Below are 12,061 nucleotides of genomic sequence, written 5' to 3'. Positions count from 1 at the left end.
GCCCGCCGGCGTTGGTTGATAGGGTGGCTGGGGCTGGTTGAAAATTACGGGGCCGGCGTTGGCCGATGTCGTACTTTGGCCCGCCTTCAACCCCGCACTGCCCTGATACCTCCGGCTACTTCCCGGCCCCGCCGCCTGCTCCCGCTTTCCCCGCCCCCGGCCTGGCTCCGGCGCATTCCGTGGGTGCACCTGGCCTGGGCGAGCCTGCTGCTCTACTTCGATTGGCAGGACTTGCTGCGCCAGAGCGTGCCGGTGCCGCCCGTGCCCGAGGACCACTTCTGGTCCCGGGCCCTCACCACCGATGTGCTCGACTCGGGCCTGTTCTACCTTAACTGGCTGCTGATGCCCCGCCTGTTCCGGCGCGGGTGGCTGGGGGCCTATCTGGCGGTGCTGGTAGTGGGCCTGGCGGCGTTTTGCGCGCTCCGGATTGGGATGAGCTACGGCTTTGACGAAGTGAAAGTGCAGGGCCAGTCGCAGCCGTTGCGTTATTACGTGTGGGTGCTGCAACCCTACTACCTGCTGCTGGGGGGGCAGATTCTGCTGCTGAGCTTCTTTCTGCGGCTGGCCGGCGACTACTTGCGCGAGCGGGAACAGCGCCATGAGCTGGAGCAGCAGCACCTGCGCACCGAGCTGGCCCTGCTCAAAACCCAGCTTCACCCGCACTTCCTGTTCAACACGCTCAACAACATCTATTCGCTCACCCTGCACGCCTCGCCCCAGGCACCCGAGGCGGTGCTGCGCCTGGCCGAGCTCATGCGCTACCAGCTCTACGAAAGCACCGACGACCTGGTGCCGCTGGCCCGCGAAATCAGCCACCTGCAAAGCTTCCTCACGCTCCAGCAGCTGCGCCTGCCCACCGCCGACGAAGCCGACGAGGCCATCGAGTTCCGCATTCTGCTGCCGCCCGGGGCCGCGCACACCCTGCGCCTGCCGCCCATGCTGCTGCTGCCGCTGGTCGAAAACGCCTTCAAGCACGGCGACCTCACGGCCCGCCCCCACGTGGTCCGTCTCAACCTGGAGCTGGCCCCCGGCGGGCAGCTGCACTTCCTGGTCCGCAACCGCGTGGCCCCCGAAGCCGCCCCGCCCGGCGGCGTGGGCCTGGCCAACCTGCGCCGCCGCCTGGAACTGCTCTACCCGGGAACGCACGCGCTGGTAATCACAGCAAATCAGCAGGAGTATGCCGTGCGGCTATCGGTGAAGGTGAAATAGGGCGGTGGGGAAATAGCTGTCATCCTGAGCGGAGCGAAGGACCTTGCACCATCAGCCGTAGTATGGTACAAGGTCCTTCGCTCCGCTCAGGATGACAGCTATTTCCCCACTGCTCCACCCACACCATTTCCGCCGTCCAAATAGCAATTCACTCACTCACTCACTCACTCACTCATTCACCACCCATGGAAACCCGTCGTCCGATTAGCTGTATTGTGGTGGATGATGAGCCGCTGGCGCTGCAAGTGCTGGTGGATTTCTGCCAGCAGGTGCCGTTTCTGGAGTTGCGGGGGCAGTTTCAGGAGGCCCTGGCGGCGGCGGCCTTTTTGCAGGATACGCCCGTGGACGTGGTGTTTCTCGATATTCAGATGCCCCGGCTCACGGGTTTGCAGCTGGCCCAGCTGCTGCCCGCGCCCCGGCCGCGCATCATCTTCACCACCGCCCACCCCGACTACGCCGTGCAGAGCTACGAGCTGCCGGCCCTGGATTACCTGCTCAAGCCGGTTTCCTTCGAGCGGTTTGTGCAGGCCGCCCACCGCGCCCGCGCCGCCCTGTTGCCGCCCGCCGCCCCGGCCGCAGTTGCTGCCGCCCCCGAAAGCCCGGAAGCCGCCGACGAGGTCTTGTTCGTGCGCCACGACGGCCGCCTGCGCCGGGTGCCGGTCGATGCTATGTACTACGTGGAGGGCCAGAAGGAGTACCTGATGTACTACACGGCCACCGGCAAGCTGCTGATTCTGCAGTCCTTCCGCAAGCTCGAAGAGCAGCTGCCGGCCGGCCGCTTCGTGCGCATCCACAAATCCTACCTCATCAACCTGCGCCACCTCGAGTTCGTGGAGCGCCACCGCGTGCAGGTCCACGGTACGTCCCTGCCCATCGGCGAAACCTACCGCGAAGGGCTGCTGGAAGTGCTGCGGTATCATGGGAAATTGGGATAAAAGAACTGTCATCCTGAGCAGAGCGAAGGATCTTATCATGGCTGCGCAATGGCGGCTCAGATGTGATAAGATCCTTCGCTCCGCTCAGGATGACAAACTTTTCGACTTTCTAGATAGCTTCGTTCACTATTTCACTACGCCAAATCGGCGGCCCTTAAAATCGAGCACCACCACGTTGTTTTGGAATAAGGCGTTGCCGGTAATGCCTGCCACTTTTGCCGCTTTCATGAATTCCAGTTGGCGCTGGTCGCGCGTGAACCAGGCGTTGGCGGGGGGCATTTGATACGAGCCTAAATACACCCGCGACTGCATGGGGGCGGCATAGAACGCTACCTGCTTACCCCAGGAATTTACTGTTATGGTGTCGGTTGGCGGTCCTGGCTGGGCCAGTCCGCGCCAGGTTTGCTCGTCGCTGGTGAAGGAGAATAAACTGGACCCCGTATCAAACAATACCCAGTGCGTCTGCTGGGCGATGATGAGGGGGATGTGCATGCGGTTGTTGCTGACCCGGCTCGTTACAAAGGTGGTTCTTGCCTCCCAATAAGTATCAACTGAATTGAGCACGCACATGCGCTGCTGCGGGTAATCGATGACGAGCACCTTGCCCGCGACAAAATCGCCCCCAATAGTACCGACCGATTTCGGCGACTTGGTATGCAGCGAGTCCCGCGAAACTTCATCCCCGTAATCCGACATAAACAGCGGCCGGGCCACCTGCATGGGGCCGAAAACCACGGGCAAGCCAGTGGTGCCGTAGTTGCGGATGCCCGAGTCACTCATCCCGCTGCGGGTGGTATCGAGCAGGGCGTACAGCTGGGCCCGGGTAGCGAAGTAGTTCTTCAGAGCGTCGCCGTACAGGAGAGTTGCATCGCTGCCCAAATCGAACTGCGCAATGAAATTGGCGTCTAAATCCTTGACCTTAACGGGCACCAGAAGAGCAACTTTGTGCTCTTTGTCGCTGAATTTGGCCGTGTGCCAGGTGAACGGAAACCACGGATAAGTAGCGGGCGACTTCGTAACAGGGCGCGGCGCGGCGCAGGCGCTCAGCAGGATGGTGGTAGCGAGCAGGAGCGGCCGGATAGCTAATTTCAAGCAAGTAAGTATAGGTGTGATGGTCGCCCAATAACGGGCAATTCCTTTTAATTTCCCTGCTGGCCTTGCTGCCCGTCGCCGCCGCTCTTGGTGTCGTCGTTGCGGATGCTGCGGCGGCGCTTGGGGGGCTGGTTCGAGACTTTGCCGAAGCGGTAGTTAAAGGCCAGGCGCACCCCACGCAGGTAGATGTAGTTATTGCTTTCCTGGCGGAATTGGTCGGTGTTGAGGGTGGTGCTCAGGTTGCGGGTGGCCGAGAGGAAGTTGTCGGCGTTCAGCGTCAGGTCGGCTTTGTCGTTGAGCAGGTTTTTGCGCAGGCCCAGCGAGTAGAACGTCCAGGCCGCCTGCCGGCCCTGGAGCTGCACCCGGGGCGAGTTCAGGCCCCCGAAAAATTGCAGGCTCAGGCCTTTTTCAAATTTGTAGCTTGAATTCAGGTTCAGGTTGTACTGCACGCCGCCGTTGCTCAGGCCCAGCGAAGGGCTTTTCAGCGAGACGTAGTACACGTTCACGTTGCCGCTCACATCCCATTTCTTGGTGGGCTTGAACGAGCCGAACACGCTGCCCCCGTAGGTGGCGTTGCGGCCGATGTTGGCGTACGTTTGCTCGTTCACACCCTTTTTAACCTCCCGCACTGCTTCGATGGAGTTGCCGGTGCGGCGGGCGTAGGTGCTCAGGTTCAGCACCGAGCCCTTGATGAAAGTCGTGTAGTTGAGTTCGTAGCTGTCGGTGGTTTCGGGTTTCAGCTGGGGGTTGCCGAAGCTTACATTGAGCGTATCGGCGGTGTTGCGGAAAGGGTTGAGGTAGAAAATCTGGGGGCGCTGGATGCGGCGCGAATACGCCAGCCGCACCGATTCGCCGGGTTTCTTCTCGTTCTTGGGCTGGAAGTTCAGGCTCAGGTTGGGTAGCATATTGGTGTAGTTCTGCTCCACGCCCGAGTTCTCGTTTTGCTGCTGCTGAAAGCGGCCATCGATGCGCGTGTTTTCCACCCGGGTGCCCAGCTTGAAGCTCAGCTTCTTGGAGGCCGCAAAGCCGTAGCTCGCGTAGCCGGCCACCACGTCCTGGTCGTAGCTGAACTCATTGGAGCGGGCGGGGTTGAACTGCGGGTCTAGGGTGGCGGCGTTGGGCAGGCTGTTGGCCACGTCGTAGGTGCTGCTCACGCGGCGCAGGATGGCCTTGGCCCCGGTTTCGAGGTTGCTGGTTTCCGAGAATGGGTGGGCGTAATCGGTCTGGAGGGTGGTTTCGAGGTTGCGGGAGAGGTTGTTGCTGGCCTCGCGGTAGTTTCTGGCCGCGTTGTCGGTGGTGCGCCCCCCAAACTGGTCGAGGCTGTAGTCCTGCACGTTGCGGTTGCGCGTGTGCTGGGCCAGCACGCTCCACTCGCGGCCCTTCTGCCCGTCGAAGGTGCGGGCGTAGCCCCCGTTCACGTCGTAGCTCTGGGTGCGGAACTTGCGGTCGGTGTCGCGGGTGAACTCGTTGGCGACGGGCAGCAGCACGTTGTTGTACTGCTCGTAGTTGCCGCTGTTGCGGAACAGGTTGCCCTGCACGTTCAGCGTCAGGTTATGAAACGGGGCCGGGTCGTAGTCGAGGCCCAGCCGGCCGAAGCCGCCGCCGCCCAGCGTGTTGCCGTTGCCCGCTTGGCGCAGGGTTTCGGTTTCCGTCCCGTTCGGCCCCTTGAGTGAGCGGGTGAGGTCGTTGCGGTTGGGGCTGTAGAAAGCAAATCCGCTTGCTGAACTGGTAAGCCCGATTTTACCCTTGCGGTAGTTGAGCGAGGCGTTGCCGTTGGAGCTGCGCGTGCCGGCCGCCGCGCCCACCGAGCCGTTGAGGCCCTGTAAATTGTTCTTCTTGAGGATGATGTTGATGATGCCACCCGTGCCTTCGGCGTCGTACTTGGCCGAGGGCGTCGTAATCACCTCCACGCTCTTAATCTGGTCGGCCGGAATCTGCTTAAGTGCGTCGGCCACGCTGCCGGCCACGATGGCCGAGGGCTTGTTGTCGATGAGCACCCGGATGTTGCTGGAGCCCCGCAGTTGCAGGCCGCCGTCGGGGTCCACGCTCAGCAGGGGTACTTTGCGCAGCACATCGGCCGCCGTGCCGCCCGCGTTGGTCAGGTCCTTGTCGGCATTGTACACAATGCGGTCGGGCTTGGTTTCGATAACGGCCCGCTCCCCGGTCACGGTCACTTCGCCCAGTTTCTGGGCTGTTGAGGCGAGCGTGAGGGTGGGCACCGTCGTCAGGCCTTCACCCACAGTCACGGGCACCGTCTGGGCCACGTACCCAATAAAGCTGATCTGGAGCCGGTACTGCCCGGCGGCCAGCCCCTTCAGGTCGTAGCGGCCCTTCTCGTCGCAAATGGTGCCATCCAGCGGCGTGGTGCCGGTGGCAGGCAGCAAAGCCACGGTGGCAAACTCCACGGGTTTTCGGGTGGTGGCATCCAGCACGGTGCCTTCGAGCCGGCCCGGGCCTTTGGGGGCAATGGGCAGAATGGGTTTGGCCGCCGTGCCGGCCGGTGCCGCGGCCGGGCGCTGGCCGGTGGGCGGAGTGGTCTGGGCCAGGGCCGGGGTAGCCAGCAGGCCGCTGAACAGTAGCAGGAGGGAGGTAGCAGGTTTCATAAGCAAGGGGTATAGCGTGCCGCAACGGGCGGAAAGGGGGGGCGTGAGTAAAAAATCGGGTGACGTTGTACGAGCATAAAAGCGGCGACCATCCGTGCCCGGGCCGGGTGTCCGGCCGGGAATACCGGCCTTCGGCGGATTCGTTACAGGGCCTGGATACTTTGCCGGGTAGCCGCCTCCCCACTGAGCGGGCCGCAGACTGGGCAAGAAGCCGGGGACAAACAGCTGGTCCCGGCCGCCAGCCGCAGGGGCAAGGTGCGGGCAGTGTAGAAGGGGCCACAACCGCCAAGGCCGTTACTGCCTGCGTAAGCGCCCTGTGCGGCCAGCCAGGGAGAACGACTGCAAACATACGGGCCGCGCTATAGTGGCGCGGCCCTATTCAACCAACCTCTCCGTACCACCCCGAAACACGGACTTTTGCCCCCCCAAACGACTCCCGGGGTGTTTCGTAGCCTGGAGCTGGGGATTCGTCGGGCGGGCGGCGGCGTTGGGGCGGTGGCGGCGGGGGTTGATTGAAAAAAAAGCCTGCAAACCGGGACAACGTGGTAGTTTCGAACATGGAAACTGCCTCCTTACCGTCTGCCGGGGCGGGTGTCGCTGCTACCCTCACGCCGCGCGTGGGCTGGCGCCACCGGGTCCGGACCTGGCTGCGACCCACCAACTGGTCGGCCACGGCGGAAGCGGCCAAGGTGCCCCGGTGGGTGCACATCCTGCTCTGGCTCTGGCTGCTGGTGCTCGACGGACTCAAAATCAATAACACGCTTTCGATGCTGCCCCGGCTGCCCGCCACCACTGCCGAGTGGCAGCTGCAACTGCCGTTGCTGGGGCGCCTGCTGGTGGAGGATGCCTGCGCGGCCATGCTGTTCTACCTGACCTGGCGCTGGCTGGTACCCGGCACGCTGGGGCGGGCCCGGGTAATCCAGTACGTGCTGGGGGCGGCCCTGCTGGTATTGCCCTACGCGGCCGTAGTTGGCTGGACGGCTACCCAAACGGCCCGCAAAGGCGTGCAGGTTTCCGCCTATCGGATTACGCGGCCCGTGCCGGGCAGGGGCCGCGGCCAACTGGAAACTACGATTGTGGAGGCCGGCAAAACCCCGGGCCTGACGCCAACTTTCTGGATGCGCCTGTTCAGCTCCTGCATCGTGGGCACGTTCATCGTGGGCAGCGCTTCGGCCCTGCGCATCACCGGCGACTACGTGCGGGGCCAGCGCAACCGCCGGGAGCTGGAGCGCCAGCAGCTGCTCACGGAGCTGGCCATGCTCAAAACCCAGATCAACCCGCACTTTCTTTTCAACACGCTCAACAACATCTACTCGCTCACCAGCCGCAAGTCGGATAAAGCACCGGAAGCGGTGCTGCGCCTGGCCGAAATCATGCGCTACCTGCTCTACGAAAGCAGCACCGATACTGTGCCCCTGAGCCGGGAGCTGACCCATTTGCGCAGCTTCCTGGATTTGCAGCGGCTGCGGCTGGCGGCTTCGGCCCAGGAAGCCATTGTGCTGGAGGTGGCCGGCACCCACCCCGACTGCGCCCACCCCATCGCGCCGCTGCTGCTGCTGCCGCTGGTAGAAAACGCCTTCAAGCACGGCGACCTCACGGCCCGGCCCGTAGCGGTGCACATTGCCCTGCACCTGGCCCCCGACGGGCAGCTGCGCTTTTCGGTCCTCAACTCCGTGGCCCCCGCCGATGCCGGCCGGGAGCTGCCCCGGCAGCCCGGTGGCGTGGGCCTCGTAAATTTGCGCCGCCGCCTGGAACTGCTCTACCCCACCCGCTACGCCCTCGACGTGCAAACGACCCCCGAGCAACACCGCGTCACGCTGGTGCTGCTGCCGTAACGGTGGCTTGGTGAGTGAGTGACTGCTGTTACGCAGGTCGCTTCCGGTATCTGCGGTGGCAGTTCGTTGTTCGTTGCTCGTTTTTCGGGGCTGATTGGTTACTGAAGGTGAAGCAGCCCCGAAAAACGAGCAACGAAAAACGCATGCTTCAACGGCTACTGCGTAACAGCAGTAAGTGAATGAGTGCTGGTGGGTATTGCCCCGGCCGCGCTGCCAATAGTTTCTCCAACTTGTATTCTTCGTCTGCCTACTCACCGAGTCGCTCATTCACCGAGTCGCTCATTCACTCCTTCCCCGATGACCTGCGTAATCCTCGACGACGAACCGCTGGCCCTGGATTTGCTGGCCGACTACTGCGCTCAGGTGCCGGGGCTGGAGCTCAAGGGCCAGTTCGATGATGCGCTGGCGGGCCTGGCCTTTTTGCAGGATAACCCCGTGGATGTCGTGTTTCTGGACATCCACATGCCCCGCCTCACCGGCGTGCAGCTGGCCCAGCTGCTGCCCCAGCCCGGCCCGCGCATCGTCTTCACCACCGCCTACGACCAGTACGCGGTGCGCAGTTACGAGCTGAACGCGGCCGATTACCTGCTCAAGCCCATTGCCTTCGAGCGGTTCGTGCAGGCCGTGCAAAAGGTGCGGCAGCAACTTCAGGCGCCGGCGGCGGCCGGCGGAGCGGTGGCGGCCGCTGCCCCGGCCGAGCCAGTGGCGGCCGATGCTATGTTCGTCAAGAATGAGCACCGGCTGCAACGGGTGGCGTTCGATGATTTGCTCTACATCGAGGGTATGAAGGAATACCTGATGCTTTACACCACCACCGGCAAGGTACTCACGTTGCAGTCGTTCCGGCGGGTGGAGGAAGTGCTGCCGCCCGACCGGTTCGCCCGCATCCACAAATCCTACCTCGTGGCCCTGAGCCACATCGAGCATGTGGAGCGCGGCAAAGTACAGGTAGCGGGCCGCCTGCTGCCCATCGGCGACACTTACCGCGAATCCTTCAACGCCCTCATCAAAGCGTATAATCAGCTCTGATTCAGAGGTGCGTACAAAGAAGGGAGAGGTGAGACGTCCGTGCTGGCAGCCCAATATGTTTGGGTATCAGCACGGGCGTCTCACCTCTCCCTTCTTTGTACGCACCTCTCCGCTACGCCGACAGCTTCTTGGCTATTTCGGCGGAGTGGCGGCCCTGGAAGCGGGCGCCTTCCAGCTCGTTGCTGCTGGGCTGCCGCTCGCCCTGGCCGCCGGCTACGGTGCTGGCTCCGTAGGGCGTGCCGCCGGTTACTTCGTGGTGGCCCATCTGGCCCTGCCAGGCGTAGGGCAGGCCCACAATCACCATGCCCTGGTGCAGGAGCTCGGTGTGCAGGGCGCGCAGGGTGGTTTCCTGGCCGCCGTGCTGGGTGGCCGTACTCACGAAGCCGCCGCCCACTTTGCCGATGAGCTTGCCCTCGGCCCATAGCGCGCCGGTGCCGTCCAGAAATGCCTGAATCTGGCCGCAGACGTTGCCGTAGCGCGTGGGCGTACCGATGAGGATGGCATCGTACTGGTCGAGTTCCCCGGGCGAGGCCACCGGAATATGGGCGAAAGCCTTCTGGGCTTCGGTGGCCCCGATTTTATCGAGTACTTCCCGGGCCAGCGTTTCGGGCACGCGCTTGATAACCACGTCGTTGCCGGCAACCTCGCGGGCACCCTCGGCCACGGCTTCGGCCAGCTTGTACACGTGGCCATAGGTGGAGTAGAACAGGATGAGCGTTTTCATAGGTACAGGGGGTAAAAGGTGAAAAAAGGCGCCTTCAGCCGGATGCGGTGAGTTAGCGAAGTTACTGGTGTATGTACACGAAAAAGCCGGAGGCAGGGTTATCGAAGGAGTAAAAAATTGGGTTGAAACTATTGGTGACGAAAGGATTATCTTGCTGATTCGAAAAAGTGCCGGGGGCCATGCAACCTCCGGTTACCCGTCCGTCCTCTTACGAGCGAACCCCCGGTAGCTAGCCGGGCCGCCTGAATTATTTATCCGACTTCGCAGCATATGCCCCTTTCTTACTTGAGCGCAAACAGCCTCCCGCAGGGAGCTGCCGCAGGTGAGCATCCAGCCACCGGCTCCGGCCGGATTGCCCGATGAGCGCCCTTTCGGTTACGATGGACGACGGGCTGCGCAGCCTGCTGCCCGGCCGCGCAGCCGCGCGGCCGGAGGCTGTATCCTCGTCGTTATCCGCTCCCGTGCGCACCCTTACTCCGCCTTCCCAACTCTCCGACCTGGAGCTGATTGATGGTTGCCTGGCCGGCAGCCGTCTGATGCAGAAGTACCTGTACGAACGATTCGCGGGCCGCATGATGGCCGTGTGCCTGCGCTATGCCCAAACCACCTTCGAGGCCGAGGACGTGTTGCAGGAAGGCTTTCTGACCGTATTCAAAAACCTGGGGAGTTTCCGCCGCGAATGCCCGTTGGAGTTCTGGGTCCGGCGCATTATGGTGAATGCGGCCCTGCGCCAGCACCGCCGCAACGCCCCGCTGGTAGCCGTCAGCGACGGGGGCGAGTACCCCGAAGACCTGGCCGGCGAGGAATTCACGCTTTCTAACTACAACTTTGAAGAGCTGCTGGGCCTGGTTCAGGACCTGGCCCCGCGCTACCAGATGGTGTTCAACCTGTTTGCCATCGAAGGCTACGGCCACAAGGAAATCGGCGAGCTGCTGGGCATTTCCGAAGGAACCAGCAAGTCGCAGTATTCCCGGGCCCGGGCCATTCTCAAAAACAAAATCGAGCGTCTCGACGCTCACCGCTCTCATGGCTTCCGCTCCTAATACACCTACTACTCCCCAGCCCCCGCGCCCATCCGGCGACCTGGAGCACCTGTTCCGGCAGAAAATGGCCGAAGCCGAGGTGACTCCGCGCGCCAACTTCTGGGACCACCTCGACCACGAGCTGGTGGCCCAGCAGCATGAGCAGATCGTGCAACAAAACACCGTGTACCGGCAGCGCGCCGCCGTGTACCGCTGGGTGGCGGCGGCCTGCCTGGTGCTGGCCCTGGGCTTCGGCGGCTGGGCTTTCCTGAACCATTCGGGGCTGGGCAGCAGCCCGCAACTTGCCGCCCAACTGCCCGCGGCGGCCCCGGGCTCCGGAGAAACAGGCCTGCGCTACGGTAACCCGGCTCTGGCTTCGGAGGGGGCAAACAGCCTCGGTTTCGGTACGGCTGCCGACCGGCTCTCCCGCGCCACCACCCAGCAGTCGGCTTATGCTGCTGAAGCCGCGCCTGCCGCGCCGAACCAGTCCGGCCAGCTGCGCACTATGCTGGCCGCGCTCTCCGGTGCCGGCGAAAGCGCGGGGCAGGAATCCCGTTCCGGGGTGGGTCGTTCAGAAGCCTACGCCGGTAGTTTCGAGCGTTTCTTTACGGGGCAGTCGGGTACTTTGAACAACGGTTCTGAAACAGCTTTCCTGGCCAACTTCAATACCCTGGTGCCCCGCTCTTCGCGCCTGCGCGGTGGCTTGGGCTTAGGTTTGGGCCGCCCCGATACTTTGAGAGCGGCCCTGCCGGCCGGCCCCAGCCTGCCCGCTACGGCGCTGGCCGCCGTGGCACCGGAAGCCGAGCCCAAGCCAGCGGCTAAACTGTGGAAGCGCCTGCGTATCGGCGGCAGCTACGCCGTGGGCTCCTTCAACCCCAACATCAACTTCTCCCGCACCGATGCCCGCACCCAGGCCGACCCGGTGACCAGCGCCCTGCGCACGTATTATCAGGAAGAAGCCGAGAACGAGTACCGCCGCAACCTGCGTGCCGGCCTCAGCCAGCGCGTAGCCCTGACGGCCTCCTACGCCCTGGGGCGCCACTGGACGGTGGCCTCCGGGCTGGAAGCGGCCGAGCAACAGGCTACGTCGGCCACCACCTACGGCTTCCTCGATGGCAAGCAGGTGGGCCGCGAGTCGGCCGCGCTGTTTAACCGGCCGGCGGCTTTCGCGGCCCCTAGCCAGCCCCGCACCACTTCTTACCGCTACCGCACAGCCGCCGTGCCCCTGAGCGTGGCCTACGGCTCCAGTAATAAGCCGGGCCTGTCGCTCTACGCCAAGGTAGGGGCGGTGGTAAGCGTGCTGCTGAGCAGCCGCTCGGAGCTGGAGGGCTCCCCCGAGGCCACCCGGAACTACTCACTCAAATCGGCTGAATCGCCGTACCGGCCGGTATTTGCCTCCGTGCGGGGCGGGGCCGGCATCCATTACCAGCCCGTGCTGGCTACCTGGAACGTGGCCGTGGGCCCCACCGCCGAAACCTTCGTAACCACACTCAACGCCAACCCTACCCAGCGCGCCATGAACCAAAGCCGGCCCTACAGCCTTGGGTTGGAAGCCAGCCTGGAATTCGGCGGTACCAAGCCCATGCCGGGCGTTCAATAGCATCTCATTTGG

9 protein-coding genes are annotated in these 12,061 nt (G+C 63.5%); 6 read left to right on the top strand and 3 right to left on the bottom strand.

What is annotated here, in order from left to right:
* Window positions 1–75 precede the first annotated feature (75 nt).
* Window positions 76–1,209 carry a sensor histidine kinase gene (locus tag D0T11_RS00925; RefSeq protein ID WP_182888186.1) on the top strand — a complete coding sequence of 378 codons (1,134 nt, stop codon included), beginning with the start codon at window positions 76–78 and terminating at the stop codon, window positions 1,207–1,209.
* Window positions 1,210–1,394: 185 nt separating this feature from the next.
* The gene (locus tag D0T11_RS00920) at window positions 1,395–2,144 is read left to right on the top strand and encodes a LytR/AlgR family response regulator transcription factor (RefSeq protein WP_119653896.1); all 750 of its coding nucleotides are present in this window, start codon (window positions 1,395–1,397) and stop codon (window positions 2,142–2,144) included.
* A 126-nt stretch (window positions 2,145–2,270) separates the two neighbouring features.
* On the opposite strand, the gene D0T11_RS00915 is transcribed toward D0T11_RS00920, so the two are convergent.
* Window positions 2,271–3,236, bottom strand: coding sequence for a hypothetical protein (locus tag D0T11_RS00915; protein ID WP_119653895.1), 966 nt, complete (start codon window positions 3,234–3,236; stop codon window positions 2,271–2,273).
* Between the two features lie 47 nt (window positions 3,237–3,283).
* Window positions 3,284–5,839 (bottom strand): TonB-dependent receptor domain-containing protein, encoded by a 2,556-nt coding sequence (locus D0T11_RS00910; RefSeq protein ID WP_119653894.1) that lies wholly within the window; start codon window positions 5,837–5,839, stop codon window positions 3,284–3,286.
* Between the two features lie 557 nt (window positions 5,840–6,396).
* Here D0T11_RS00910 and D0T11_RS00905 point away from each other — a divergent pair.
* Both D0T11_RS00905 and D0T11_RS00900 read left to right on the top strand, forming a co-directional pair.
* The gene (locus tag D0T11_RS00905; RefSeq protein WP_119653893.1) at window positions 6,397–7,674 is read left to right on the top strand and encodes a sensor histidine kinase; all 1,278 of its coding nucleotides are present in this window, start codon (window positions 6,397–6,399) and stop codon (window positions 7,672–7,674) included.
* A gap of 297 nt (window positions 7,675–7,971) precedes the next feature.
* Window positions 7,972–8,703 (top strand): LytR/AlgR family response regulator transcription factor, encoded by a 732-nt coding sequence (locus D0T11_RS00900; protein WP_119653892.1) that lies wholly within the window; start codon window positions 7,972–7,974, stop codon window positions 8,701–8,703.
* Between the two features lie 112 nt (window positions 8,704–8,815).
* On the opposite strand, the gene wrbA is transcribed toward D0T11_RS00900, so the two are convergent.
* Window positions 8,816–9,427: an NAD(P)H:quinone oxidoreductase gene (wrbA, locus tag D0T11_RS00895; protein WP_119653891.1), complete on the bottom strand. Its 612-nt coding sequence runs from the start codon at window positions 9,425–9,427 to the stop codon at window positions 8,816–8,818.
* Window positions 9,428–9,786: 359 nt separating this feature from the next.
* Between wrbA and D0T11_RS00890 the strand changes: the two genes are divergently transcribed.
* Together D0T11_RS00890 and D0T11_RS00885 are read left to right on the top strand one after the other, a co-directional pair.
* Window positions 9,787–10,470, top strand: a complete 684-nt coding sequence (locus D0T11_RS00890; RefSeq protein WP_119653890.1) for an RNA polymerase sigma factor — start codon at window positions 9,787–9,789, stop codon at window positions 10,468–10,470.
* The gene (locus D0T11_RS00885) at window positions 10,454–12,049 is read left to right on the top strand and encodes a hypothetical protein (protein ID WP_147374466.1); all 1,596 of its coding nucleotides are present in this window, start codon (window positions 10,454–10,456) and stop codon (window positions 12,047–12,049) included. Before D0T11_RS00890 ends, D0T11_RS00885 begins: the two co-directional genes overlap by 17 nt.
* The last annotated feature ends 12 nt before the right edge of the window (window positions 12,050–12,061 follow it).

The organism is Hymenobacter rubripertinctus (genome assembly GCF_003583925.1).
GTDB lineage: Bacteria > Bacteroidota > Bacteroidia > Cytophagales > Hymenobacteraceae > Hymenobacter > Hymenobacter rubripertinctus.
Note: the sequence above shows the minus strand (reverse complement) of the source record. Positions and strands in the feature narration are given on the sequence as shown.